Annotated in this window: 24 protein-coding genes and 1 other annotated feature; of the genes, 9 read left to right on the top strand and 15 right to left on the bottom strand. The window is 63.5% G+C overall.

Features of this window, described 5'->3' with window-relative positions; translation table 11 throughout:
- A partial coding sequence (locus KVY23_RS16845; RefSeq protein ID WP_230557516.1) for an IS30 family transposase occupies positions 1–467 on the top strand: 467 nt, incomplete at its 5' end.
- 35 nt (positions 468–502) lie between these two features.
- Here the strand turns inward: KVY23_RS16845 and pyrE are convergent.
- From pyrE to clpB, 6 genes are all read right to left on the bottom strand, one after another.
- Positions 503–1042, bottom strand: a complete 540-nt coding sequence (gene pyrE / locus KVY23_RS16840) for an orotate phosphoribosyltransferase (RefSeq protein ID WP_230557515.1) — start codon at positions 1040–1042, stop codon at positions 503–505.
- 70 nt (positions 1043–1112) lie between these two features.
- Positions 1113–1685 carry a LemA family protein gene (locus tag KVY23_RS16835; RefSeq protein WP_230557514.1) on the bottom strand — a complete coding sequence of 191 codons (573 nt, stop codon included), beginning with the start codon at positions 1683–1685 and terminating at the stop codon, positions 1113–1115.
- A gap of 75 nt (positions 1686–1760) precedes the next feature.
- On the bottom strand, positions 1761–2573 hold the full coding sequence (locus tag KVY23_RS16830) for an SDR family oxidoreductase (RefSeq protein WP_230557513.1): 813 nt from the start codon (positions 2571–2573) through the stop codon (positions 1761–1763).
- Positions 2574–2639: 66 nt separating this feature from the next.
- Complete coding sequence (locus KVY23_RS16825) at positions 2640–3335, bottom strand: hypothetical protein (RefSeq protein WP_374108733.1); 696 nt, start codon at positions 3333–3335, stop codon at positions 2640–2642.
- 67 nt (positions 3336–3402) lie between these two features.
- The gene (locus tag KVY23_RS16820; RefSeq protein WP_230557512.1) at positions 3403–4308 is read right to left on the bottom strand and encodes a DUF5666 domain-containing protein; all 906 of its coding nucleotides are present in this window, start codon (positions 4306–4308) and stop codon (positions 3403–3405) included.
- Between the two features lie 78 nt (positions 4309–4386).
- Positions 4387–6933 carry an ATP-dependent chaperone ClpB gene (gene clpB / locus KVY23_RS16815; protein WP_230557511.1) on the bottom strand — a complete coding sequence of 849 codons (2547 nt, stop codon included), beginning with the start codon at positions 6931–6933 and terminating at the stop codon, positions 4387–4389.
- A gap of 179 nt (positions 6934–7112) precedes the next feature.
- Between clpB and KVY23_RS16810 the strand changes: the two genes are divergently transcribed.
- Positions 7113–8276, top strand: a complete 1164-nt coding sequence (locus tag KVY23_RS16810; protein ID WP_230557510.1) for a globin domain-containing protein — start codon at positions 7113–7115, stop codon at positions 8274–8276.
- Positions 8277–8344: 68 nt separating this feature from the next.
- Here the strand turns inward: KVY23_RS16810 and KVY23_RS16805 are convergent, their stop codons facing one another.
- Positions 8345–9904 carry an acyl-CoA synthetase gene (locus KVY23_RS16805; protein ID WP_230557509.1) on the bottom strand — a complete coding sequence of 520 codons (1560 nt, stop codon included), beginning with the start codon at positions 9902–9904 and terminating at the stop codon, positions 8345–8347.
- A gap of 22 nt (positions 9905–9926) precedes the next feature.
- Positions 9927–10955 (bottom strand): LLM class F420-dependent oxidoreductase, encoded by a 1029-nt coding sequence (locus KVY23_RS16800; RefSeq protein WP_230557508.1) that lies wholly within the window; start codon positions 10953–10955, stop codon positions 9927–9929.
- A gap of 66 nt (positions 10956–11021) precedes the next feature.
- Here KVY23_RS16800 and KVY23_RS16795 point away from each other — a divergent pair, with 66 nt between their 5' ends.
- Genes KVY23_RS16795 through KVY23_RS16780 form a run of 4 tightly spaced genes read left to right on the top strand, consistent with a single transcriptional unit; the run spans position 11022 to position 15067 of the window.
- Positions 11022–11981, top strand: coding sequence for a Zn-ribbon domain-containing OB-fold protein (locus KVY23_RS16795; protein WP_206509212.1), 960 nt, complete (start codon positions 11022–11024; stop codon positions 11979–11981).
- A 9-nt stretch (positions 11982–11990) separates the two neighbouring features.
- Entirely contained in the window at positions 11991–13040 is a 1050-nt protein-coding gene (locus KVY23_RS16790; protein ID WP_230557507.1) for a thiolase domain-containing protein, read from the top strand.
- A complete protein-coding gene (locus KVY23_RS16785) occupies positions 13041–14210 on the top strand; it encodes a thiolase domain-containing protein (protein ID WP_230557506.1) in 1170 nt (389 codons plus the stop codon).
- Positions 14207–15067 (top strand): TIGR03619 family F420-dependent LLM class oxidoreductase, encoded by an 861-nt coding sequence (locus tag KVY23_RS16780; protein WP_230557505.1) that lies wholly within the window; start codon positions 14207–14209, stop codon positions 15065–15067. Before KVY23_RS16785 ends, KVY23_RS16780 begins: the two co-directional genes overlap by 4 nt.
- Before the next feature lie 63 nt (positions 15068–15130).
- Here KVY23_RS16780 and KVY23_RS16775 read toward each other — a convergent pair whose 3' ends face one another.
- Positions 15131–16399, bottom strand: a complete 1269-nt coding sequence (locus KVY23_RS16775; protein WP_075837185.1) for a cytochrome P450 — start codon at positions 16397–16399, stop codon at positions 15131–15133.
- A gap of 183 nt (positions 16400–16582) precedes the next feature.
- Here KVY23_RS16775 and KVY23_RS16770 point away from each other — a divergent pair, with 183 nt between their 5' ends.
- Positions 16583–17716, top strand: a complete 1134-nt coding sequence (locus tag KVY23_RS16770; protein ID WP_230557504.1) for a steroid 3-ketoacyl-CoA thiolase — start codon at positions 16583–16585, stop codon at positions 17714–17716.
- A gap of 34 nt (positions 17717–17750) precedes the next feature.
- Here the strand turns inward: KVY23_RS16770 and KVY23_RS16765 are convergent, their stop codons facing one another.
- Together KVY23_RS16765 and KVY23_RS16760 are read right to left on the bottom strand one after the other, a co-directional pair.
- Positions 17751–18020 carry a DUF2277 domain-containing protein gene (locus KVY23_RS16765; RefSeq protein WP_230557503.1) on the bottom strand — a complete coding sequence of 90 codons (270 nt, stop codon included), beginning with the start codon at positions 18018–18020 and terminating at the stop codon, positions 17751–17753.
- A gap of 21 nt (positions 18021–18041) precedes the next feature.
- Positions 18042–18632: a TetR/AcrR family transcriptional regulator gene (locus KVY23_RS16760; protein WP_230557502.1), complete on the bottom strand. Its 591-nt coding sequence runs from the start codon at positions 18630–18632 to the stop codon at positions 18042–18044.
- Positions 18633–18715: 83 nt separating this feature from the next.
- Here KVY23_RS16760 and KVY23_RS16755 point away from each other — a divergent pair, with 83 nt between their 5' ends.
- On the top strand, positions 18716–20113 hold the full coding sequence (locus KVY23_RS16755) for a cytochrome P450 (RefSeq protein ID WP_230557501.1): 1398 nt from the start codon (positions 18716–18718) through the stop codon (positions 20111–20113).
- On the opposite strand, the gene dinB is transcribed toward KVY23_RS16755, so the two are convergent.
- Both dinB and KVY23_RS16745 read right to left on the bottom strand, forming a co-directional pair.
- A complete protein-coding gene (gene dinB / locus KVY23_RS16750) occupies positions 20099–21295 on the bottom strand; it encodes a DNA polymerase IV (RefSeq protein ID WP_230557500.1) in 1197 nt (398 codons plus the stop codon). The genes KVY23_RS16755 and dinB overlap by 15 nt on opposite strands.
- A 30-nt stretch (positions 21296–21325) precedes the next feature.
- Positions 21326–21898, bottom strand: a complete 573-nt coding sequence (locus tag KVY23_RS16745) for a hypothetical protein (RefSeq protein ID WP_230557499.1) — start codon at positions 21896–21898, stop codon at positions 21326–21328.
- A 661-nt stretch (positions 21899–22559) separates the two neighbouring features.
- Here KVY23_RS16745 and KVY23_RS16740 point away from each other — a divergent pair.
- A protein-coding gene (locus KVY23_RS16740; protein ID WP_230557498.1) for an IS3 family transposase occupies positions 22560–23821 on the top strand; the annotation gives its coding sequence in 2 pieces (ribosomal slippage) (positions 22560–22854 and positions 22854–23821; 1263 coding nt in all).
- Positions 22844–22975, top strand: a sequence feature (AL1L pseudoknot). Its footprint overlaps the gene before it by 132 nt.
- A 28-nt stretch (positions 23822–23849) precedes the next feature.
- On the opposite strand, the gene KVY23_RS16735 is transcribed toward KVY23_RS16740, so the two are convergent.
- Positions 23850–24764, bottom strand: a complete 915-nt coding sequence (locus KVY23_RS16735; protein ID WP_230557497.1) for an HNH endonuclease — start codon at positions 24762–24764, stop codon at positions 23850–23852.
- A 156-nt stretch (positions 24765–24920) separates the two neighbouring features.
- Positions 24921–25457, bottom strand: coding sequence for a GNAT family N-acetyltransferase (locus KVY23_RS16730; RefSeq protein ID WP_230557496.1), 537 nt, complete (start codon positions 25455–25457; stop codon positions 24921–24923).
- Between the last annotated feature and the right edge of the window lie 12 nt (positions 25458–25469).

Raw genomic sequence — 25469 nt, 5'->3', positions numbered from 1 at the left:
TCATCGGGAAGAACGGAAAGTCGGCGATCGGAACGTTGGTCGAACGCACCTCCAGGTTGGTGCTACTGCTGCACCTGCCCACCGATCACAAGGCGCCGACCGTCGCAGATGCGATGGCAGCGAAAATTTTGGAACTTCCTGCGACGCTTAGGCGTTCGATTACCTGGGATCAGGGACGTGAGATGTCCGAGCATGCGAGGTTCACCGTCGATACGGGAGTGCAGGTCTACTTCTGTGACCCGCACTCCCCGTGGCAACGAGGCACGAACGAGAACACCAACGGACTGCTCCGTCAGTATTTCCCCAAGGGCACCGATCTGTCCGAGCACAGCATCGAACGCCTCGATGAGGTCGCTGCGTTACTGAACAACCGTCCCCGCAAAACGCTGGGATGGAATACTCCTCTCACGAAGTTCGGTAACTTCGTCGAGGAACACAACAGGACGCTCGTTGCGACCACCGATTGAACCCGTCATGCATTTCCGCGCACATGCGAAGCCGCCTAGAGCCCCAGGTCGGTCAGGCCGAGAAGTGAGCGGTACTCGAGGCCTTCGTCGCCGATGACGTCGTCGGCGCCGGTGGCTCGGTCGACAACCGTTGCCACCCCCACGACTGTGGCCCCGGCTTCACGGAGCGCGGCGACAGCGGTGAGCGGTGAGTTGCCGGTGGTGGTGGTGTCCTCGACCACGAGAACCCGCTTGCCGACGATGTCCGGCCCTTCGATCTGCCGCTGCATCCCGTGTGCCTTCGCGGCCTTGCGCACGACGAACGCATCGATCGGCCGTCCCGGCGCATGCATGATCGCCATGGCCACGGGGTCCGCGCCCATCGTCAGTCCCCCGACCGAGGCGAAGTCCCAATCGGCGACCAGTTCGCGCATCAGGGAGCCGATCAACGCTCCGGCGCGGTGGTGCAGCGTCGCTCGACGCAAGTCGACGTAGTAATCGGCTTCCTTACCCGAAGACAACGTCACCCTGCCGTGTACGACGGCGAGTTCACGAACCAGCTCGGCCAGTTCGGCGCGCTGGGCACTGTCGGCCATTACGGTTCCCTTCGGTCGCTTGCGCCCATGAATCTACCGACCGGAATCTACCGACCGCGTTTCGGTCGATCTATGCCGGCACATCCTGCGGTTGCGTATTCGCGACGAGGGGGATGTGCTCGACGAAAGGATCGGGTGCGGTGACCTTCATGGCCTGGGCTACCAGCTTGGTGGGAAACGTGCTCCGAAGCGCGGCCAACCGGTACGCGTTGTCGTTGTACACGCGAACCGCTCCGGCAATGCGCTGCTCGGTTGTGCCGAGCTCGCCCGCCGGGCCCTGAATGGCCCAGTTCGACTTCAGGTTCGGACGGGTATCGGCTTCCGACAGCACCGCGTGCACGGCCGCCGACAGTGCATTCTCCGCCGCTGCCTGCACCGGCAGACCGAGTTCGCGCTCACGTACGGCCTTGGACCAGGACCGGGCGCCGACGAGTTGGCGTACGAGCTCGGAGTTCAAGCCCGAGGGCTCCACCGCAGCGATGAGCGGCTCGAGCTGGACGCACCGCCGCTCCAACTCCACGGTGAGCAGCGTCAAGCTGGCCGCCGTGCTCGCCCTGTACCGGCGTACGCGTCGTTCGACACTCGCGGCAAAGCCGAGAATTACAACCACTACCAGGATCGCGGCGATCACGAAAACAGTCACAAGGTTTGAATTTAGTGGTTGGTCCGCACCTACCGCAGGAGGCTCGCCCGAGCAGGTACGAGTTCGACGGCGAAATCAGGTGCGGCCGCGGCCCCGACCGACGACGTTGGTCAGCTTGCGCGTCAGACTCTTGGGCACCTTGGTACCGAGTGCGGTAAGCACCTTGTACTGAACACCGGGCACGCTGATGACCTTGCCCTTGCCCAGATCCCGCATCGATTCGCGCACGACCTGCTCGACGCTCAGCCACATGAATCGGGGAATGCTCGACATTTCGATACCCGCACGCTGGTGAAATTCCGTCCGTATGAAGCCCGGGCACAACGCCTGCACCTGAACTCCAGTACCCGCGAGCCCCCCGGACAGTCCTTCGGAGAACGAGATCACGTAGGCCTTCGACGCCGAGTAGGTGGACCCGCGACCGGACACGAGGCCGGCGACGCTCGCCACGTTGATCACCGTGCCCTTCGCGGCTGCGATCATCGACGGCAGCGCCGCGCGGGTCAGCTGCATCACCGCAGTCACGTTCACATCCAGCTGAGACTGAAGCAGCTCAGGGTCGGCCGTCCAGAACTCCCCCGAGGTACCGAATCCCGCGTTGTTGACCAGGATCTCCACTCCCGCGCCCAGGCGTTCGGCCACCGCGTCGCGGCCCTGCTCTGTCGCAAGGTCGACTGCCATGGTCTCGGAGTCGGCTCCGAATCTGGTCTTCAAGTCGTCGGCGAGCGCCCGCAACTTCAACTCGTTGCGTGCCACCAGAACCAGGTCGTAGCCACGGGCAGCGAGGTGCGTGGCGAATCCGGCACCCAAGCCGGAGGTGGGGCCTGTGACGAGAGCAACCGGGCGGACGGTGACGGGGGACGTTGGTTGGATCGGTTCGGCGGTCATGAAAACGAGGCTATAGGGCCTCTGGAGAAAACTGCAGGCTCCACGCTCGTCCCGTCTCGAACACGATCAGTATTCGGTCTCGGATCGCGCGGCCGGCGTTTCTGGACGACGCCGCTGCGCCGACGGCTCGGTACGGGCGACGACAGTCGATTCGAGCGCCGGCGGCAGCACGTGCAGCATCCCGGACAAGCGAGCGACGGCGTCGATGGCGGCATCCCAGTCGCGGCCGGTACTGCCTAGCGGTAGCGCGCCCAGCGTCCAGTCGTTTTCGCTCCACAGCAGCGTCAGATTCGAGGGTGCCGATTCCGTGAACGCAGCCATACGCTGGTCGCAGACGCGCCTGGCGACGTCGACATCGGTGGCGAAGACGACCCGCGGGCCGATGGACCCGATGAGTTCCATATCGTTCTCACGCGGCGGCGGCGTCGACTTGGGTCGCAGTTCGATATCGACATCGGAGCCCACCGGCCGTTGCACGGCGACTATCGTCGCTATCTCTTCGACGTCGAAAAGCACGAACTTCTCGCCGCGCCGCACGCCACGCACCAGGTCGATTGCGGTGGTGTGTTCGGGCTTGGCGAGCAGAGAGCGCCGAAACTGCAATACGAACTTTTCGTCCAGCGAGGTGTACGTGTAGCCCTGGGCTTTCGACCACATCTGGCGGACCCGGCCGAGCTGGTCCCGCCGCGACCGATCGACGTAGAGAAGGGCGACCGCACCCACGAGGGCGATCGCTGCAAGTCCGAACCACATAGCCGTCATCGTGGACCAGCTTATAGCGTCAGGAGTGGAGCCCGCGGAACGACCCGAGGGGGTCAGGAGTGGAGCCCTATCCGCCGAGATCCGGGGTTTCGATGATGAGATCCGCGGTGATCGTGCCGTCCTCCATCGGGGTGCCGTTGACGACCACAAGCGAGCCCACGGTCAACGAGGATGCGTCGAATCCGGAGAGGGACAGCACCGTCGTCTGGGGCGTGACGAGGATGGTGACGGGTGCTCCGTCGATACCGTCGAGCAACAGCGTCGAGCCGTCGATGGCAGTGACGGTGCCGATGGCGGCTCCGGCGTCACCCAGGATCTCGGGTATTCCGCCCGGCACCAGACCGCCGGGAGCAGAAGGTGGCACCAGCGGCGCCTGACTCGGGGGAAGGGTGGGTAGCGGTACCAAACTCGTGGACGGTGCTCGGCTCGTGTTCGGTGCAGCGGCTGTGTTGGTTTCCGATCTCTGATTGGTCAGGACCAGAACGCCGGCGAGAACGATCACGGCGAGCGCGGCGAGGGCGACCATCGCCGGAATCCACTTCCTCGGCCCGTTGCCGCCGGCGCCGGACGCGGCTATCGGCTGCTCACCCGTGTACGGCGGCGGGCCGTAGCCCTGGCCGGTCGCATAGCCCTGGCCGGTCGCATAGCCCTGGCCGGTGGGATAGCCCTGACCTGCCGCGAACTGCTCGTTTGCCGCGTACCGCTGGTCTGGGTCGTACGGAGGTAGCGCTTGCGTGGGATTCGGTTGTTGGGCGTACGGCTGCTGCGGTGGATAACCGTACTGCTGAGTGGGGTACTGCTGGGTCGGCTGGTCCGGGTACGGCTGTGAATCTGGGTACGGCTGTGAATCCGGGTATTGCTGCCATGCCTCGGTGGGCTGGTCGTCTTCCGGCCGCGTGGGTGGCGGATCCGCAGTGCCGTCTTCCCACAGGTTGTCCGACGGCCTATCACGCGGATCATCCGGATGCGTCATGTATTCGAGGGTACGTAAGCAGCTCGGGCCCTCCGGCCGTGGCCGTGGACCCGAGCTGCTACCGCTGACGACGTGCTCCTAGCCGAGGACGAGGCCCTCCCCGTCCGGGGAGACATTGACCGAGACGGTGTCGCCGTCGCGCACCTCGCCGGCCAGCAGTAGCTTCGCGAGTTGATCGCCGATCGCCTGCTGAATCAACCTGCGGAGCGGCCGCGCGCCGTACATCGGATCGTATCCACGGACCGCCAGCCACATTTTCGCCGGCGCCGACACGTCGAGTGTGAGCCTGCGCGCCGCAAGCCGCGTGGAGAGCAGCCCCAGCTGGATGTCGACGATCGATTCCAACTGATCCTCGGAGAGCGAGTCGAACACCACGACGTCGTCGAGACGGTTGACGAACTCGGGCTTGAACGCCCTGCGCACCGCATCCATCACCTCGTCCTTGGTGCCACCGGAACCGAGGTTGGAGGTCAGGATCAAGATGGTGTTGCGGAAGTCGACCGTGCGACCCTGACCGTCGGTCAGCCTGCCTTCGTCGAGCACCGCGAGCAGGATGTCGAAAACGTCGGGGTGCGCCTTCTCCACCTCGTCGAACAGCACCACGGTGTACGGACGACGACGCACGGCCTCGGTGAGCTGGCCGCCCGCCTCGTAGCCGACGTAGCCCGGAGGGGCACCGACCAGCCTGGCGACGGCATGCTTCTCGCTGTACTCGCTCATGTCGATGCGCACCATGGCGCGCTCGTCGTCGAACAGGAAGTCCGCGAGCGATTTCGCGAGTTCCGTCTTTCCGACGCCGGTGGGACCGAGGAACAGGAACGAGCCTGTCGGGCGATTCGGATCGGCGACGCCGGCGCGGGCCCGCCGCACGGCATCGGACACCGCTTGCACGGCGTCGCGTTGCCCGATGACTCGCTTGCCCAGCTCGTCTTCCATGCGAAGCAACTTGGCGGTTTCGCCTTCGAGCATTCGACCCGCCGGAATACCTGTCCAGGCCGCCACTACATCGGCGACGTCGTCCGGTCCGACTTCCTCCTTGAGCATCACCTCACCCTGTGCGGAGCTGTCGTCGGTCTTCTGCGCCAGTTCTTTCTCCAGCGCAGGGATGCGGCCGTACCTGAGTTCGGCTGCCTTGCCGAGATCGCCGTCGCGCTCTGCCCGCTCGGATTCACCCCTCAGGTTCTCGAGCTGCTCCTTGAGGACACGCACCGAGTCGATGGCGTTCTTCTCGTTCTGCCAGCGAGTGCTCAGTTGCGCGAGCTTCTCCTGACCATCGGCCAACTCTGCGCGAAGCTTGTCCAGGCGTGCTTTCGACGCGTCATCGGTTTCCTTCTGGAGCGCCATCTCCTCGATCTCGAGGCGTCGAACCGCACGCTCGACCTCGTCTACCTCCACCGGACGTGAGTCGATTTCCATGCGCAGCCGCGACGCAGCCTCGTCGACGAGGTCGATTGCCTTGTCCGGCAGGAAACGTGAGGTGATGTAGCGGTCGGACAGGGTGGCCGCCGACACCAGAGCAGAGTCGGTGATCCGGACGCCGTGGTGGACCTCGTAGCGCTCCTTGAGCCCGCGCAGGATGCCGACGGTGTCCTCGACCGACGGTTCACCGACGTATACCTGCTGGAACCGACGCTCGAGTGCCGCATCCTTCTCGATGTACTTGCGGTACTCCTCCAGCGTGGTGGCACCGACGAGCCGCAGCTCCCCGCGCGCCAGCATCGGCTTGATCATGTTGCCCGCGTCCATCGCGGACTCACCTGTGGCACCGGCACCCACGATGGTGTGCACCTCGTCGATGAATGTGATGACCTGCCCAGCGGAGTTCTTGATGTCGTCCAGGACGGCCTTGAGGCGTTCTTCGAACTCGCCCCGATACTTCGCACCGGCGACCATCGAACCGAGGTCGAGGGAGATCACGGTCTTCCCACGCAGGCTCTCCGGCACGTCACCGGCGATGATGCGTTGCGCAAGACCCTCGACGATGGCAGTTTTGCCGACGCCAGGCTCACCGATGAGCACAGGGTTGTTCTTGGTTCGCCGTGACAGGACCTGCACCACGCGACGAATTTCGGTGTCGCGGCCGATCACTGGATCGAGCTCACCCTCGCGAGCACGGGCAGTCAAGTCGGTGCTGTACTTCTCGAGGGCTTGATACGTGCTCTCGGGATCGGCACTGGTGACGCGGGCGCTGCCACGCACCGTCTGGAAGGCGTCGCGTAGATCGTTGGGGCCGGCGCCACGGGAGGTCAAGAGCTTGGCGACGTCACTGTCTCCAGTCGCGAGGCCGACCATGAGGTGTTCGGTGGAGACGTACTCGTCATCGAGTTCGGTGGCGAGACTCTGCGCTGCAGTGATGGCCGCGAGCGCCTCTCGGCCGAGCTGTGGAGTGGTGGTCGATCCAGTAGCAGAAGGTAGGCGGTCGACCAGGGACTGCGCTTCACCGCGAATCGTCGCCGGATCGACGCCGACCGCCTTCAGCAGGGGGGAGGCGATGCCGTCGGTCTGATCGAGCAACGCCACCAACAAGTGCGCCGGACGGATGTCCGGGTTTCCGGCCGAGGATGCGGCCTGCAGGGCTGCGCTGAGCGCAGCCTGCGTCTTCGTGGTGGGGGTGAAACTGTCCACCGTTCACCTACTTTCTGTTCGAGTTTCTGTGAACTGTCACTCCATGCAACGATACTGAAGTTGAGTCTGTTCCGCTCAACTTGAACAAAAGGAAAATTCTTCGGTGGCCAGCGTCAAGCAAACGGGATACTCTCGGACGGTCTACTTTGGAACCGTCTAGCCGCGGCGGAGGCTGATTCATGCTCGATGAGCGAACAATCTCCCTGGTTCGTGCGGGTTTCAAGTCCGTCCTGGCAGCCGAAGATGGACCGGCAATTCTCGCGCGATCGTTCTACGCGCACCTCTTCGTCGAGCATCCCGAGTTCCGCACCCTCTTTCCGGCTTCGATGGATCAGCAGCGCGAGCACTTCGTACGAGCACTCGCATACGTCTTCGACAACCTGAACAACGACGATCGGGTCGAACCGTTCCTGCAGCAACTGGGCCGTGATCACCGAAAGCACGGCGTGAACGGCTCGCATTTCCGAGCCGGTGGTTCCGCGCTGATCTCTGCGTTCCGCAATTTCGCGGGCAACGAACTGTGGACGGACGAGGTCGAGGCTGCATGGCACGAGACTCTGGCATGCATCACCGACAACATGGCTGTCGCAGCCGACTCCGACGAACTGCCGCCGTACTGGGGTGCGACCATCGTCGAGCATCACCGCGTCCTCGACGACCTCGCGATCATCAGGCTGCAACTCGACGAGGGCATCCACTATTTCCCGGGCCAGTACGTCAGTGTGCAGATTCCACAACGACCCAAGTTGTGGCGGTACCTCTCACCCGCCATCCCGTGCAACGCGCAAGGTGAGATCGAGTTTCACGTCCGACGCGTGTCGGGCGGTTGGGTCAGTCCAGCGATGGTCGCAGAATCCGTGGTCGGTGATCGCTGGGCGATCAGTCCCCCGCTGGGCGGGCTGCATATCGACCGGAACATCTCCGAGGACGTGCTCATGATCGCCGGTGGCACGGGGTTGGCACCGCTGCGGGCACAGATCATGGACATGGCCCGGCGCAGTAGGAACCCCCGGGTGCATCTGTTCATGAGCGGCACCTACCCATGCGATCTGTACGACGCGCGCACACTGTGGCAACTGTCGCTGTCGAATCCATGGCTGACGGTGGTTCCGGTCACCGACGAGGATGAAAACCCTTGGTGGCACACGGACCCGACGCCCGAGCTGCCGTACGGAATGCACCAACGACTGCACGGGTCCGTCGGAAAGGTTGTCACGAGATTCGGATCGTGGGCGGACCGACAGATTCAGATCTGCGGATCACCGTCGATGGTGCGGACGACGCTGTACGCCCTGCGCAAGGTGGGGACGCCGATGTCGCACGTACAACACGATCCACTGTAGGCAGCTCCGCTGCATGTGAGTGGAAATACGTGTCCCACTATGTATTTCCACTCACATGCGCGAGGCGCCTATATGTTCGCGCGACCCTGCCAGTACGGGTCGCGGAGCTTGCGCTTGTACAGTTTTCCGTTGGGATCGCGCGGAAGCTCGTCGACGTACTCCACCGATCTCGGGAGCTTGAACTTCGCCAGCCGCTCGCGGGCGAATGCGAGGAGCTCCTCGGTGAGAGCCTCGGACGGCTCGATCCCCACCTCCGGTTGCACGACCGCCTTGATCTCCTCGCCCCAATCGACATGCGGCACACCGAAGACCGCCACATCGGCGACTTTCGGGTGCGTGACCAGCTCGCCCTCGATCTCTGCCGGATAGATATTGACGCCGCCGGAGATGATCATGTCCGATTTGCGATCGCAGAGGAACAGATAGCCGTCCTCGTCGAGATAGCCGATGTCACCGAGGGTGAACATATCTCCGACGCGTGACTCCTCCGTCTTCTTCTTGTCGTGGTGATACTCGAAACTCGATCCGCCCATACGCATGTACACCTGGCCGGGTTCACCGACCGGAAGTTCGTTCCCGTCGTCGCCGAGCACGGTGACGACCGAATTGGGCCACGCGGTGCCGACCGAACCGGGTTTGCGTAGCCACTCCTCGCCGGAGATCACGGTGCCGCCGCCCTCGGTTGCCGCGTAGTACTCGGTGACAACCGGACCCCACCAGTGAAGCATTCGTCGTTTGACTTCCTTCGGACACGGAGCTGCACCGTGAATCATCACTCTCAGCGAGGAGACGTCGTACTTGCTTCGAACATCTTCCGGAAGCGCGAGAAGTCGGTGAAATTGCGTCGGAACCATGTGACTGTGTGTCACTCGGTGACGCTCGATCAACGCCAGCATCTCCTCCGGATCCCAACGATCCATCAGAACTACTTTGTGCCCCAATTGAATCGAGATGGCGACGAAGTTCAGCACCGCCGTGTGGTAGAGCGGAGACCCGCAGATGTGCACATGATCGTCGAAGGGCCGGATCCCGAAGATCGAGAAGAAGCCACTCGACGCCAGCGGTACCTGGTCGGGGTCGGCGCCGGTCAACGGACGCCGGACACCCTTCGGTTTGCCCGTCGTCCCGGAGGTGTAGAGCATGGGTCCACCGGCTGTGCGGATCTCGGGACGCTCGTCCGAGGTGCCGAGGTCGCGCAGCGGGGTGAAGCCGTCGATCTCACCGACGGAGTACCTGTTCGCGACGCCCGATTCGTCAGCAGCCTGACGGGCCGCCGCACTGAAACGACTCGAAGCGACAAAGGCTTTGGCGTCGCTGTCCTTCAGAATGTATGCAACCTCAGGGCCGGTCAGGTGCCAGTTGACCGCCACGATGTACAGGCCGGTTTGATACGCGGCGAAGTAGAACGCAACGAGGTCGGCACTGTTGTGCAGCATCATCACGACGCTGTCGCCGGGCCGTAGTCCCAACTCTTGCAGGCCTCGGCCGTACCTGTTGGCTTCGGAAACGAGTTGGCCGTACGTTCGGCTCTCGCCACCCGGATCCACGAGCGCGATTCGGTCGGGTTCCTCGGCTGCGATATTCCAGAGTCCACCGGTGCGTGTCTCAGTCTTCTGCTCGACCGTCATGGCCATCAATCTAGAACGTGTTCTACCGGTTCAGCAAGGCCCCCAGCTCGGCGACGCGCGACGGGGTGTGCGCAGTGACCAACAACATCGTCACCCCGGCATCACTCCAACGCTTCACCTCGCTGCGCACATGATCCTCGTCGCCGATGATCATCGTCTCGGCCACCATCTCGTCGGGGACCACCGCCGCGGCGTCGTCCTTGCGGCCGGCCCGGAACAGCCGCCCGATCTCCTCGACCTCGGGGCCGTAGCCCATTCTCCGGTAGACCTGCGCGTGGAAGTTCTCACTCGGCGCCCCCATTCCGCCCACGTACAACGCAATCGTCGGCTTGAGCTGGGCGATCGATGCCGCACGGTTGTCGGTAACGACCACCTGACACGTGGCCGCGATCTCGAAATCTTCCCGCGAACGACGCGCACCCGCGCGCGCGAAGCCCTCGTCGAGCCACTCGTCGTACATCGGCGCCAGCCGCGGCGAGTAGTAGATCGCGAGCCAGCCGTCGGCGATCTCAGCGGCCAGCGCCACGTTCTTCGGTCCCTCGGCGCCCAGCCAGATCGGCAGGTCCGCGCGCAAGGGGTGGGTGATCGGCTTGAGCGCCTTACCGAGCCCGGTGCCTCCCGCGGGCAGCGGATAATGCGGTCCGGGGCTGGTCACCGGCCCCTCCCGAGCCAGCACCTGACGCACGATGTCGACGTATTCGCGGGTACGAGCGAGCGGTTTCGCGAACGGGGTGCCGTACCACCCCTCCACCACCTGAGGCCCCGACACTCCCAGCCCCAGTACCGCCCGACCGCCGCTCAGGTGGTCGAGCGTCAACGCATGCATGGCGCAGCTGGTGGGGGTACGCGCAGACAGCTGCGCCACCGACGTACCCAGTCGAACCTTCGAGGTTCGCGAACCCCACCACGCGAGCGGAGTGAACGCGTCCGAGCCCCAGGATTCGGCCGCGAAGATCGCATCGAAGCCCGCCGCTTCGGCCGCGTCGACCAGTTCTCCGGTTCCCTCCGGAGGCTGCGCACCCCAGTATCCGAGCTGCAAACCGAGCTTCATGAAGGCGCCTTCCGTCGTCGTGGTCTTGCCACCATAATAAGAACCTGTTCTACTGAAAAAGTGACTATGGTGAATACACCACTCAGCGCACCTCTGAACAACGCCTTCGATTACACCCGATCTGTCGGGCCGACCATCGGGGCGTTCTTGACGGGCCTGCGCCGCAAACAGCTGACCGGCGGACGCGGAAGCGACGGACGCGTGTACGTCCCGCCACCCGAATACGATTCGGTCACAAAGGAACCCATCACCGAGTTCGTCGACGTCGGATCTTCCGGCACGGTGCTCTCGTGGTCGTGGGTTCCGAATCCGTACGACGGGCAACCCCTCGATCATCCCTTCGCCTTCGCGTTGATCCAGCTCGACGGAGCGGACACCGCGATACTGCATGCCGTCGACGCCGGTTCGTCGACAAACATGGCGACGGGAATGCGCGTCCATGCCCGATGGGCGGAGGATCGCGTCGGGGACATCCACGACATCGAGTGCTTCGAACCCGGAGAGGGCGACGACCAGCCTCACTCCACCGGCGATCCCGGCGCCGACGCCGTCACGATGATCACCACCCCGGTCCGACTGGAATACACGCACTCCGCCTCGGCCGAGGAGAGCTACTACCTGCGAGGGCTCGCCGAGGGCCGAATTCTCGGCGGTCGCACCGACTCCGACGGCAAGGTCTACGTGCCCCCGCGCGGCGCGAGCCCCACTGATGGTCGCCCGACCACCGAGCAGGTCGAGCTGCCGGACCGGGGCATCGTCACCACCTACTGCATCGTGAACGTGCCGTTCCTCGGGCAACGCATCACACCTCCGTACATCGCGGCATACGTGCTGCTCGACGGCGCCGACATCGCGTTTCTGCATCTGATCCTCGAATGCGATCCCGCGGATGTACGCATGGGCATGCGGGTCGAGGCGAAGTGGAAGCCCCGCGAAGAGTGGGGCTACACACTCGAGAACATCGAGTACTTCCGCCCGACGGGTGAGCCCGACGCCGAGTACGACTCCTACAAGCATCACCTCTGAGAGGCGAAGATGACCGATATCGCAGTGGTGGGCTTCGCCCAGGCGCCGAACGTCGCCGAAACCGCAGGTACCACCAACGGCGTCGAAATGCTGGTGCCGTGTTTTGCGCAACTGTATGCCGAACTCGGCATCACCAAGTCCGACATCGGATTCTGGTGCTCTGGTTCCTCCGACTATCTTGCTGGGCGGGCGTTCTCGTTCATCTCGGCGATCGACGCCATCGGCGCCGTCCCCCCGATCAACGAGTCCCACGTCGAGATGGACGCCGCCTGGGCGTTCTACGAGGCGTGGATCAAACTGATGACAGGCGAGGTGGACACCGCGCTGGTCTACGGCTTCGGCAAGTCCTCCGCCGGCACGCTCGCGAAGGTGCTGGCGATGCAGCTGGACCCCTACCTGATCGCACCACTCTGGCCGGATGCCGTGTCACTGGCTGGAATACAGGCACGCGCCGGTATCGACGCCGGGAAATGGGACGAGCGAGCGATGGCCGAAGTCGCGGTCCGAAACCGATCGAACGCGCATCCGCTGGCCCAACTGTCCGACCCGCTCGAACTCGAGTCCATTCTGCGCTCGGACTACATCGCCGATCCCCTGCGCGCGCACGATTGCGCGCCGGTCACCGACGGGGCGTCGGCGATCGTTCTCGCCGCAGGCGACCGCGCACGGTCGCTTCGAGAGCGCCCGGCGTGGATCACCGGCATCGAACACCTCGTCGACTCCCCCAACATCGGTGTCCGCGATCTCACGAGCGCACCGTCGGCCTACAACGCGGCGCTGAAGGCGTCGGGCGGCGACCTGGCGAGCATCTCGGCCGCAGAACTACACGCACCGTTCACGCATCAGGAGCTGATTCTGTCCCAGTGGCTGCCGAGTGAGACGACGATCAATCCATCCGGCGGCCCACTCGTCGGGAATCCGATGTTCTCGGCGGGGCTCGAACGCATCGGCCACGCCGCCACCCGAATATTCGACGGTTCGGACTCTCGCGTCCTCGCGCATGCCACCAGCGGGCCTCTGCTGCAACAGAATCTCGTCGCGGTCATGGAGGGCAGATAGGTGAGCAAGAACCCAGCCGCAGTCATCGGCACCGGGCAGACGCACTACGTCGCCAAACGTCACGACGTGTCGATGTCCGGAATGCTTCGTGAGGCGATCGACCGGGCGATGCTCGATGCGGAGGTCACCTGGGACGACATCGACGCGGTCGTTGTCGGCAAGGCCCCAGACCTGTTCGAGGGCGTGATGATGCCGGAGCTGTTCATGGCCGACGCCATCGGCGCCACCGGGAAACCGCTGCTCCGCGTACACACAGCCGGTTCTGTCGGCGGTTCCACCGCCGTGGTCGCGAGTTCTCTCGTCACCTCGGGAGTGCATCGTCGGGTGCTTGCGGTGGCGTGGGAGAAGCAGTCCGAGAGCAATGCGATGTGGGCGCTGTCGATTCCGGTGCCGTTCAACATGCCGGTCGGAGCCGGTGCGGGCGGCTACTTTGCGCCGCACGTCCGCTCGTACATCCGACGCTCCAACGCGCCCGAACACATCGGGGCGATGGTTGCCGTCAAGGACCGCCTCAACGGCAGCAAGAACCCGTACGCGCACCTGAATCAACCGGATATCACGCTCGAATCGGTGCAGGCCTCGCAGATGCTGTGGGACCCGATCCGATACGACGAGACCTGCCCGTCCTCCGACGGTGCCTGCGCGGTCGTCATCGGCGACGAGGACACCGCCCGCGCCCGAGAAGCCGACGGCAAGACCGTCGCCTGGATTCATGCCACCGCCATGCGAACCGAGCCGACCACGTTCTCGGGCAGGGACCAGGTCAACCCGCAGGCCGGTCGAGATGCCGCTGCCGCCCTGTGGAAGTCGGCCGGTATCAGTGACCCGCTCACCGAGATCGACGTCGCCGAGATCTATGTACCCTTCTCCTGGTTCGAGCCGATGTGGCTCGAAAACCTCGGCTTCATGGCCGAGGGGCAGGGTTGGAAGCTCACCGAGGCCGGTGACACGGCCATCGGGGGCAAACTCCCGGTCAACTGTTCCGGCGGCGTGCTCTGCTCCAACCCGATCGGCGCGTCGGGCATGATCCGATTCGCCGAGGCCGCCATGCAGGTGATGCACCGAGCCGGCGACCATCAGGTGGCCGACGCCAGGAAAGCGCTGGGCCACGCGTACGGCGGCGGCTCCCAGTACTTCTCGATGTGGGTCGTGGGAAGTGAGCAGCCGTGAAGTACACCGTCGGCATCGCGATGACGCCGTTGAACGAGTTGACCACGCTGGCGCAGACTGCGGAGGAGTGCGGCTACTCCTCGATCGCACTCCCGGACTCGCTGTTCTACATGAAGACTCAATCCGCCGACTACCCGTACACCTCCGACGGTTCTCGAATGTGGAACGCAGAGACGCCGTGGGTCGACCCGCTGATCGCTGCAGCCGCGATGGGGGCGGTCACCTCGCGCATCGAGTTCTACACTCAGGTCCTCAAACTGGGGTCCCGCAATCCGGTGCTGCTTGCACGTCAGGTCGGCTCGGTTGCGGCGATGACGGGCAACCGATTCGGGTTCGGCGTCGGAATAGGTTGGGCACCCGAGGAGTTCGAGTGGTGCGGTGTGCCGTACGCCAAACGTGGCAAGCGTGTCGATGAGATGATCGAGGTCATCACGCTCATTCTCGGCGGCGGAATGGTCGCCCATCACGGCGAGTTCTACGATTTCGACGATTTGCAGATGAGTCCCGCACCGACCAAGCCCGTTCCCTTCTATGTGGGCGGGCACACCGACGTCGCGCTTCGTCGGGCCGCGCGGGTCGGTGACGGATGGACCTCGGCGATGATCAAGTTCGATGACCTGGTGGCGGTCATCGCGCGCCTTCGTGAGCTGCGCGCCGAATACGGTAGAGCGGACGAGCCATTCGAGATCCAGACCGTCTGCATCGACCGATTCGGGCGGGACGGCTACGCGGAACTCGAGGACGCCGGCGTCACCGACATCATCACGGTGCCGTGGATCTTCGACGGAATCGGCTTCGACGGCCCGCTCGCGGACAAGCAGGATTCTCTGCGGAAGTTCGCCGACAAGTACCTTTAGGCGCCTAGCGACGCATGTGCGCGGAAATACATAGCCTGCTATGTATTTCCGCGCACATGCGCTTCAGTGCCTAACCGGGCATCCACCCGTGTAATCGACCTGGAATTCCTTGACCCCGTTGATCCATCCCGATCGCAAGCGACGAGGATCGCCGAGCTTGGAAATATCCGGAATGTGGTCGGCGATCGCATTGAACATCAGGTCGATCTCCATCCGAGCAAGATTGGCACCGATGCAGTAGTGCGCGCCGTGGCCACCGAAACCGACGTGCGGGTTGGGGTCTCGCATGATGTCGAACTCGAGCGGGTTCTCGAAGACGTCTTCGTCGAAGTTCGCGGAGCCGTAGAACATCGCCACACGATCGCCGGCCTTGATCGTCGTACCGTTCAGATCGAAGTCCTCCTTGGCGGTGCGCTGGAAAGCGACGATCGGCGACGCGTAGCGGACGATCTCGTCGGCGGTGGTTTCCGGACGTTCCTTCTTGTACAGCTCCCACTGATCCGGATTCTCCATGAACGCCGCCATCCCGTGCGTGATCGCGTTGCGAGTGGTTTCGTTGCCCGCCACTGCCAGAATGATGACGAAGAAGCCGAACTCCTCCGGCGCCATGTGATCGCCGTCGATGTCGGCGTTGATGAGCTTGGTGATGATGTCGTCCTTCGGACACTTCCGGCGCTCGTCGGCCATCTGGTACGCGTACCCCAGGACCTGGGTCGACGCCTCCACCGGATCGATATCGAACTCCGGGTCGTCATAGGACGTCATCTCGTTCGACCAGTCGAAGATCTTCCTCCGGTCTTCCTGGGGAATCCCGATGAGATCGGCGATCGCCTGCAACGGGAGTTCCGAGGCGATCTCGGTGACGAAGTCACCGGTCGGATTCTCGGCCGCCCTCTTCACGATTTCGTTCGCACGCCGCTCCAGCTCGTCACGCAGGCCGTTGATCGACTTGGGCGTGAATCCCTTGGACACGAGCTTGCGCGTCTTGGTGTGCTGCGGCGCATCCTGATTGAGCATCACGAACCGTTGCAGTTCGATCTGTTCACGAGTGATGTCGTCGTTGAAGCGCGGTAGCGCGGTGTTCTCGTAGCTCGAGAACACATCGCTCCGTTTCGAGATCTCCTTGATGTCTGCGTGCTTGGTCACGACCCAGTAGCCCTCATCGTGGAATCCGCCTACGGTCGGCGGCTGCGGGCACCACCAGATCGGCGCAGTCTTGCGCAGCTCAGCGAACTCTTGCACGGGTATGCGCTGTTCGTAGATGTCCGGATCTGTCGGATCGAAGCCCTCGGGAAGTTGTGGACGAGCGAGGTCCGGTCGTACGTCTGTCACTGCAGTCTCCTGATGGTTCCTCGGTCACTCCGCAGCCTGCACCGCTGGATTGTCCGCAGGGCTGCGCTTAAGTGAAACACGTTCTAGATTTATTCAAACACAACGCTGCTGTGCAAGGAAGAAGATCGCTTGCCATATTTCAAGAACGTGTTCTACTTTTGAGTGAGTAGAAAGGAGCCCACCGTGGGCAATCCCGTAATCGTCGAGGCAGTGCGCACCCCCATCGGCAAGCGAGGAGGGTGGCTCTCCGGACTGCACGCGGCCGAATTACTCGGCCTCGCCCAGCACGGCGCGCTGGACCGCCTGGGTCTCGACCCGGCAATGGTCGAGCAGGTCATCGGCGGATGCGTCACGCAAGCAGGCGAGCAGTCGAACAACATCACGCGCACGGCGTGGCTACACGCCGGACTGCCCTGGCAGAGCGGATGCACCACTGTCGACGCACAATGCGGGTCGGCTCAGCAGGCCACCCACCTCGTGGCGGGTCTGATCTCGATCGGGGCGATCGACGCCGGAATGGCATGTGGCGTCGAGGCGATGAGCCGAGTTCCCCTGGGCGCGAACGTCGGCGACAACGCAGGGTCGAGACGTCCGGACTCCTGGGAGATCGACCTTCCCAATCAGTTCGAGGCGGCCGAGCGGATCGCGCGACGGCGCGGCCTCTCTCGAAGCGATCTCGAAACCCTCGGTGTCCGGTCGCAGGCAGCGGCCAAGCGCGCGTGGGAGGAGGGGCGCTTCGACCGCGAAACGTTGCAGGTACGAATCGGTGACGACGTAGTCACGCGAGATCAGGGACTGCGTGACACCACTGCCGAATCCCTGGCCAAGCTCAAGCCGGTCATCGAGGGCGGGCTGCACACCGCGGGCACGTCCTCACAGATTTCCGACGGCGCCGCCGCGGTCATCGTCATGGACGAGGAGCGGGCCCGAGAACTCGGCTTCACCCCACGTGCACGCATCGTTTCGCAGTGCCTCGTCGGCGCCGAGACCGAGTTCCATCTGGACGGGCCGGTGCAGGCGACCACACGGGTGCTCGAACGCAGCGGCATGAAGATGGGCGACCTCGACCTGTTCGAGATCAACGAGGCGTTCGCCTCGGTTCCCTTGTCGTGGGCGTCGGTACACGAGCCCGACATGGACAAGGTCAACGTCAACGGGGGCGCGCTTGCGCTCGGCCATCCGGTCGGAAGTACTGGTGCACGGCTCATCACCACCGCCCTGCACGAACTCGAACGCCGGGACGGGTCCACCGCTCTGATCACGATGTGCGCGGGGGGCGCCCTGTCCACGGGAACGATCATCGAACGGATCAGCTGAGTCGGATCACCTGGTCCGGATCAGCTGGGCCGGATCAGCCCTTGGCAGCGATGCGGGCCCGAACCTCGGGTCGTCGCAGCGGCGGCACCGTGGGCGGCGGCTGACGTCGCTCCGGCAGGGCGTCCAGGAGACGATGGGTCGTGGCGGTCACTTCGGCGACGGCGATCTCGAAGGCGTCGCGAGTGGCGTCGGACGTCTTATGGACGCCGCTGATCTTGCGTACGTACTGGCGCGCCGCGGCCTCGATCTCCTCGTCGGTCGCGTGCGGTTCGAGCCCGCGCAGCGTGGTGATGTTTCGGCACATGCAGATCACGATAGTCCTCGGTCAGATCCGTAGCAGCCCTTCGAGTGCACCCATGCACAGGCGCTTGACATCGCTTTCTGTGATCGTTTTGCGGTCGAGCCAATCCAGGCACACCGTCCGCACGAACGACACCCATCCTCGCAGTGCAGTCTTGGTCACTTCATCGTCACGCACCTCCGCGGGCAGCGCCGCGAGAATGCGTTCCTGCTGGATGTCGAGCTCGGCCGTCAGGATCGACTGGATCTCCGCATCCCCCAGCATTGCGCCGCGATTGATGGCGCGGACACCGTGCTCGTGTTCTACCGAATATCGAAAGTAGGCATCGAGTCCCGCCGCAACCTGCTCGGCGACGGGCAGCGAGGTATCAGGGGCGGTGATCTCGAGTATGCGGGCGGACTCGACCTTCAGTATCTCGGCGAAGAAGTCTCGCTTCGACGAGAAGTAGTGGTACATCAGCCCCCGGGAGACACCCGCGAGGTCGGCGACCTCCTCGATCCACACCTCGTCGTAGGGCCTGTCCGCGAACAGCCGTGACCCGATGTCGAGCAACTGTTTCCTGCGCTGAACCGGGGTGAGCCGTCTGCGCGGACTGATCGTTTCCGCATGCTCCACGCCAGTAAGACTACTTGACACCGGTTCAGTAAGGAGTAGGTTCGCTATTGCATCCCAGTTCAGTAACAAGCGAAGAGGTCGCCATGGTCGCCGACATCGCAACACGCCCACCCGCACTCCCCCATCCGCCGAGGCGAGTGCCCTTCATCGGCGACGTCGTGGGCGTCCACGCGTCGACCCCGGTCCAGGACTCGATAGCCCTCGCCGAGACACTCGGCCCGATCTTCGAGCGCGTGGTGATGGGCCGACAATTCGTCATCGTCGCCGGCGCCGACCTCGCCGGCGAGCTGTGCGACGAGAACCGGTTCGTCAAGCACGTCGCCCCGGCGGTCGAAGGACTCCGGTCTGTCGGCGGGGACGGACTGTTCACCGCCTACTCCCACGAGCCCAACTGGCGCAAAGCCCACGACCTGCTCCGGCCCGCGTTCACCGCAAGCGCGATGCGTAGCTATCACGACATCATGGTGTCGGTCTCCTCGGAACTCGTCACCCGATGGCAGTCGCGATCGACCGTCGACGTCTCCGCCGACATGACGAAGCTGACCCTCGAGACCATCGGCCGCACCGGCTTCAGCTACACCTTCGACTCCTTCACCCGCGAAAAACCGCACCCCTTCGTCGACGCCATGGTGGGCGTCCTGAGCCACAATCAGCGCCGTGAACTCTTCCCCATACCGTGGCTCGCGAACGTGGTCTACCGTCGAGCGGACCGCAAGAACGACAAAAACCAGCGCTACCTCGCCGAAATCCTCGACGACATCATCCGCACCCGGCGCGATGAGGAAACAGGCTCCACTCCCGGCCTGACGGATCTGCTCGACATCATGCTCGATGCCGCCCGCGACGCGGACAACCCGAATGCCCTCAGCGAGATCAACATTCGGCACCAGATTCTGACGTTCCTCATCGCCGGACACGAAACCACCTCGGGTGCGCTCTCGTTCGCGCTCTACTACCTCGCACACAACCCCGACATCATGGCGGCCGCTCGCGCCGAAGTCGACGAGGTGTGGGGATCCGAGTCACCGACGTTCCAACAGGTTCCCAAACTGAGGCTGGTGCGCCGCATCCTCGACGAAGCTCTGCGACTATGGCCGACCGCGCCGGCATTCGCCAGAGAGGCACGTGAGGACACCGTCATCGGGGGAAACTACGAGATGAAGAAGGGCGACTGGGCGCTCGTGCTCATCCCTGGATTGCACCGCGATCCGGTATGGGGTGAGGACACCGATCGATTCGATCCGGACCGCTTCCTCTCGGCCAACGTTCGAGCACGGCCGGGGCACGTCTACAAGCCGTGGGGCACCGGAGAACGCGCGTGCATCGGAAGACAATTCGCCATCCATGAAGCCGTTCTGGTTCTCGGGACGATCCTTCAACGCTTCGAGTTCCGTGCCGACCCGGCGTACCAGCTGAAGATCGAGGAACGCCTGACGCTGATGCCGAAGAACTTCGAGCTGCAGATTTCAGTCCGGCAGTAGCGGGACCGTCAGGCCCGAGTTCCGGCCCAGCAGCACGCCCCTCGTCAACGCCTTCTTCCCGAACTTGCTGTGGACACAGTCGAGGGCGAGGTCGAGTGCAGACGCACTCGGTGCGTCCTGTTCCTTCTCGAATTGCAGCTCGAGTTGTTCGGCTCCGCTGCGCTCGATGTTGGCAACAGTGACTCCGACCAGCGTGATTCCCTGCTCCGCAATCAACGATGCGGCCTCGCGCAGCAGGGCAAGCGCGGCGTCGAGAATGTCCTGGGTGTCAGCGGTTGCGCGAGTCAGCGTGTGCGAGCGCGTGATCTTGGTGAAATCGGCGAACCGTAGCCGAAGCACCACCGTCCGCCCCGTCCGATCCGCCGCTCGCATCCGCTGGGTCACCCGATCCACCAGCGCGATCAGCGAGACCTCCACATCTTTCGGCGACGTCGGTCCGCGGCCGAGGGCGTGCTGAGCACCGATCGAGCTACGGCCGCGGTACATCTGCACCTGCCGGGGATCGCGGTTGTTCGCCAGCGAGTAGAGATGATGCCCCGCGCCCTTTCCCAGAATCGCCACGATGGACGCCTCGGTCTGCGTGGCGATGTCGCCAACGGTTCGAATGTCGAAGGCATGCAGTTTCTCGGCAGTCGCCTTGCCGACTCCCCACAGCCTTTCGATACCGAGAGGATGAAGAAACTCCAGTTCACGGCCCGGTTCGACGAGCAACAAGCCGTCGGGCTTGCCAACTGCGCTCGCCACTTTCGCAAGGAACTTGGTGCTCGCGATGCCCACCGTGATGGGCAGTCCGACCTGCTCCTTCACCTCCCGGCGAAGCCGCTCGGCCACCTGCACCGGCGTCCCGCGGATCCTACTCAGACCGGTGACGTCGAGGAATGCCTCGTCGACGGAAATACCCTCGACCAACGGGGTGGTGTCACGAAAGATCTCGAAGACGGCTCGGCTGGCCTCGATGTAGGCGTCCATCCTCGGCGGCACGACGATCGCGTGTCGGCACAACGCTCTCGCCTGGGCGCCACTCATCGGGGTACGCACGCCGAAAGCCTTCGCCTCGTAGCTGGCCGCGAGCACCACTCCGCCGCCGACGAGCACGGGCTTGCCCCGAAGGCGAGGGTCGTCGCGCTGCTCGACGGACGCGTAGAACGAGTCGAGATCGGCGTGCATGATCACGAGCCTCATGCTCCCACGAGGGTCCGACAGTAATGATGCCTACAACCGTCGAGCGAGGTACTCCGAGCCGCGCGGGGAGAGTCGATAACCCTCGGGCAAGCTTCGCGTGAGCCCGAGGTCTTTGAGCTTGCGGACGTTGCGCTTGAAGACTGCCTTGTCCAACTCGCCACGAAGCGACTCGGCATGCAGGCCGGGATGCTGGTGGATGGCGAGAAGAGTGCGGCGTGTCCATGCGCCGTGGCGGCTCGACTGATCGAGTCGGGCCAGGCGTCGATCCAAGTTTGCGCAGTCCTCATCGGTAAGGGCTTCGTCGTCACCGAGATCGACGCGAGTGTCGGGCCCGTCCCACGTCAGCTCGATCTTGAAGACAGGATCGGCGGGGTCGCCCCGGAAGGTCTTGACGAGTTCGTCTTTCGATGCCGCCCCCGCCGCCTGTGCCTGTTGCTCGGTGATGTCTCCAACCGCGATCACCGAGATGTCTCCCACTGCGACTACGCCGGCCGTGCTTCGAAATGTGTTGCCTGGCTTCACACGCAGGGTCTTCCAGCGCCGGAAGGCGAGCGAGACACTGCCGTCGGCGACGCCGGCGGCCACTCGGCTCGTGAGTATCATGCGCGCTCCCGTCGACACCCCTCGACCGTCATAGCGATACTGTATTACGGAACCGATTCGAGTTCTCACTTTCGCGGATCGGCGCAATGGGCGGCGACGGTTGTTGCAGTCGCAGTGGTTATTCCGGCTCTCATTCGGGATCGGGAAACGTGTCGGACCCATCACTTACACTCGCAAGTATGTTCGAATCGGGGGATTTCGAGGGTGTCGTCTTGGACACCGACGTGTGTGTCGCGGGGATACTCGGCGTGCTCGCGCGCGACGCTTACAGAGAGAACATCGAGCGTGCCCGCATCGTCGAATCGGTCTGCGAGGTAGTCGAGTTCCGGCTCGTGGACGCGGAGAGGCGTTACGGGGACCCGTCCGATGCGCACCGTGAGGCACTGTGCGAGATCGCGACGGCACTGAACATCTCACTCGATGTCGCCCGCAAGCTCGTCGGGGTCGCCGAGCGCCTCAACTGGATGCCGCTGACTGCTATTCGGTTCGTGTGCGGGACCCTCGACTACACCAAGGTCTTGGTGTTGACCTCGATGCTCAGCAAAGCCAGCGAGGAGACGATCAGAGCCATCGAACACCAGTGTGTTGCGGCGGCGGAACGGTTGAACCTGAACTGTCCTGGGACTGGTGGAGACCGTGATCTCACCAGGAGAATGCAGGTATGGGTGCACCAAGGAAGTTCGATGCCGAGACGCGTGAGCGGGCGGTTCGGATGTATCGGGACCGTCTGGCCGGGGCCGGTGACACCAAGGTCGCCGCTCGGAAACACGTCGGAGCGTTGCTCGATATCAATCCCGCGACGATTCGGAATTGGGTCGAGAAGGACGAGCCGCCGAGCGGTCAGAGTGAGGCCGAACCTGGCGTTGATCGCGACGCCGAGCTGAAAGCGTTGCGGCGCGAGAACTCTGAATTACGAAGAGCCAATGAGATTCTCAAGACGGCGTCAGCGTTTTTCGCAGCGGCGGAGGTCGACCGCCGACTTCGGTGATCGTCGACTACATCGACGAGTACCGCCACCGTTTCGGGGTCGACCCGATCTGCTCCGTGCTCCGCGAGCACGGCATCAAGATCGCCCCGTCCACCTATTACGCCGCAAAGAAGCGCGGCGCCGTCTCCGCAGCCGCTCTCGAGGAGGCGTACGCCGCGAACACCGTGCACCGGCTCTACGTGGCCAACAGGCGGCTCTACGGGATGCGGAAAATGTGGCACGCAATGAAACGCGCTGGTCACGATGTCGGCCGTGATCAAGTCGGTCGGTTGATGACGATCTGTGGCGCGGTCGGCGTCGTCCGCGGGCGGCGGCGCACGGTGACCACCCAGTCGGACGATCGCGCGCCTCGACACCCAGATCTGATCGATCGTCAGTGGGGTGCTTCGAGCCGTCCGGATCAGTGGTGGGTTGCTGACTTCACGTATTGCTGGACGTTGGCTGGATTCGTCTACACATCGTTCGTAGTCGATGTGTTCTCACGCCGCATTCTTGGTTGGCGGGTGATGGCGACGAAGGCGACACCGTTGGTGTCAGGGGTACTGGAGCAAGCCTTGTTCACTCGCAGACGCTCCGATTTCGCATTCACTGCAACAGGTTTGGTACATCACTCCGATGCCGGCTCGCAATATACGTCGCTTGCCTTCACCGAGGCGTTGATCGAATCCGGACTTGCCGGATCCATCGGAAGCGTCGGTGATGCGCTCGACAACGCGTTGATGGAATCAACGATCGGGCTGTACAAAACCGAGCTGATCGACCGGCAGAAGTCGTGGGCCGGTCGGGCCGAGATCGAACGGGAAACCGCGTCGTGGGTGCATTGGTTCAACACCAGTCGCCTGCACTCCTCGATCGGCTACGTTTCGCCCGTCGACTATGAAAACGAGTACCGTCAGCAATGCTCGACCGCCACCTCCGACCGCGAAGTGGCTTGAACCAGATCTCCATCAGATCCAGGACAGTTCAGTTGCATCGCCAGCACAGCGTCTGCAGGTTGTCCTCCGTGGACATTCCGCCCCTGGATACGGGGATGATGTGATCCACTTCGAGCAGGAGATGAGGCTCAGCCGCGAGCGAGATTTTGCAGTATCGGCAGGTGTGATTGTCCCGTTCCTTGATCAGGTTGCGGAGTCTGGTGGTCATCAAAGCACGCTGGCCAGCGGCGCTCTTTTTCCAGCGGATCTTTAGGGACAAAGTCTCGACCAGTGCATCGATCGTCGGGCTGTTCAAGGTAAATGTCGTTCGCTGCGAGCTGTTTCCGCCCGCACTGACGTATTCGAAAATGTAGACGGGGTACGGAACGGTGATCGGCGACAGCTCGACGCCAACCTGCTTCATAAAATCCTTTGCGAAGAATTTCAAAATGAACGCCGGCGGGTTAACCGCCACGGTAATGCTTGCCTCGCGCTCCTGGAGGTTACTGATGGCTTCCTCCAAGCCCGCGATGCTTTCGCCGAGATCTTCCACGTTGACGAGATGAGCCTCGTCAGCTTTGATGCCGAAATATTTCATGACGTACTTGATTGGGTCTGCGCTGGCGTTACGAACTACCTGCAGTGAGCAATTGTGCACATTCGGGGCTTGGTAGTTGGCGACGTTGCGGTCCCGGCGGTAGTTCCAATGGCTGGTGTTCTGAAACGATGCAAGATGCGCTTGCCCGCCCGTGGCTGACGCACCCAGGTCGAATGTTCCACGACTGCGGATCTCTGCCACGTAGCCGGCGATCGCGTTGTGTTCGGCAACGAACGATGCGATCGCATTCTTGTGGGCCAGGAACTCATCGCTGGCGAAGTAACGCACCTTGAGTATGTAGAGGATGGCGCAGGCCACCCCGACGGTCACAATCGATACGACGACTAGCGTCGCGAACCCCTCCATAGCTGAGCGCCCCCCGTTCACTTGTTCGCGTGCCAGCGCTCCGCAATTTAACAGGTGTGGAAATAGCCGCACAGCTGGTTCCACATTTTCAGTTGTGGCAACCCGCGAATTCGGCCGTCGATGCTGGTCGTCAGTTACCAGATCTCGGAACCACATCTAGCCCGGTCGGTCCAGCCGGTACACGTAGTGCAATGGCGGGTCGATCGGGTTGTCCGGTTCGAGTTGTGCCTCGCCGATTCGCCGGAAACCCACCTTCTCGAGCACCCGCCACGATGCGATGTTCCCGGCCGAGACGGGCACGATGATCGTGTTCGCGGCAGGGTGGGTCTCCCAGGTGTCACGGACGAATGCACCGATCAGCTTGGTTCCGCGCCCCGAGGATATCTGCGAAAGTTCACCGATGAAGTAGTCGATGGTGAGGGCATCACCGGGAACGTCGACGGATGCACCGATGGCTGCCGACTCCTCGGGGTAGTCCACCCAACGGCTGCGTTGAGCATGCGCGAAGGCCACACCGTCTTCGAACGCCAGGAAGTCCTCGGCCGGTTCCTCTCCGCGCGAGGTGGGACCGAAATCGCGCTCGACCGCCTCCGGGGTGAACTCCTGATTCCACCACCGGGCGACGTGCGGCTGCGAGAGCCACTCACCGAGGAGCGGGAAATCGGCCGGCACCACACGTCGGAACGTGATCATGCAGGTCAGAAT

Origin of the sequence: Rhodococcus sp. I2R (assembly GCF_020889545.1) — a bacterium.
Classification (GTDB): domain Bacteria; phylum Actinomycetota; class Actinomycetes; order Mycobacteriales; family Mycobacteriaceae; genus Rhodococcoides.
Note: the sequence above shows the minus strand (reverse complement) of the source record. Positions and strands in the feature narration are given on the sequence as shown.

Excerpts from the sequence above, each read along its gene's own strand:
- pyrE (WP_230557515.1), bottom strand. The coding sequence starts at position 1,042 with ATGGCCGACAGTGCCCAGCGCGCCGAACTGGCCGAGCTGGTTCGTGAA.
- KVY23_RS16830 (WP_230557513.1), bottom strand. The coding sequence starts at position 2,573 with ATGACCGCCGAACCGATCCAACCAACGTCCCCCGTCACCGTCCGCCCG.
- KVY23_RS16825 (WP_374108733.1), bottom strand. The coding sequence starts at position 3,335 with ATGACGGCTATGTGGTTCGGACTTGCAGCGATCGCCCTCGTGGGTGCG.
- KVY23_RS16820 (WP_230557512.1), bottom strand. The coding sequence starts at position 4,308 with ATGACGCATCCGGATGATCCGCGTGATAGGCCGTCGGACAACCTGTGG.
- KVY23_RS16810 (WP_230557510.1), top strand. The coding sequence starts at position 7,113 with ATGCTCGATGAGCGAACAATCTCCCTGGTTCGTGCGGGTTTCAAGTCC.
- KVY23_RS16805 (WP_230557509.1), bottom strand. The coding sequence starts at position 9,904 with ATGACGGTCGAGCAGAAGACTGAGACACGCACCGGTGGACTCTGGAAT.
- KVY23_RS16800 (WP_230557508.1), bottom strand. The coding sequence starts at position 10,955 with ATGAAGCTCGGTTTGCAGCTCGGATACTGGGGTGCGCAGCCTCCGGAG.
- KVY23_RS16795 (WP_206509212.1), top strand. The coding sequence starts at position 11,022 with ATGGTGAATACACCACTCAGCGCACCTCTGAACAACGCCTTCGATTAC.
- KVY23_RS16790 (WP_230557507.1), top strand. The coding sequence starts at position 11,991 with ATGACCGATATCGCAGTGGTGGGCTTCGCCCAGGCGCCGAACGTCGCC.
- KVY23_RS16765 (WP_230557503.1), bottom strand. The coding sequence starts at position 18,020 with ATGTGCCGAAACATCACCACGCTGCGCGGGCTCGAACCGCACGCGACC.
- KVY23_RS16755 (WP_230557501.1), top strand. The coding sequence starts at position 18,716 with ATGGTCGCCGACATCGCAACACGCCCACCCGCACTCCCCCATCCGCCG.
- dinB (WP_230557500.1), bottom strand. The coding sequence starts at position 21,295 with ATGAGGCTCGTGATCATGCACGCCGATCTCGACTCGTTCTACGCGTCC.
- KVY23_RS16745 (WP_230557499.1), bottom strand. The coding sequence starts at position 21,898 with ATGATACTCACGAGCCGAGTGGCCGCCGGCGTCGCCGACGGCAGTGTC.
- KVY23_RS16735 (WP_230557497.1), bottom strand. The coding sequence starts at position 24,764 with ATGGAGGGGTTCGCGACGCTAGTCGTCGTATCGATTGTGACCGTCGGG.
- KVY23_RS16730 (WP_230557496.1), bottom strand. The coding sequence starts at position 25,457 with ATGATCACGTTCCGACGTGTGGTGCCGGCCGATTTCCCGCTCCTCGGT.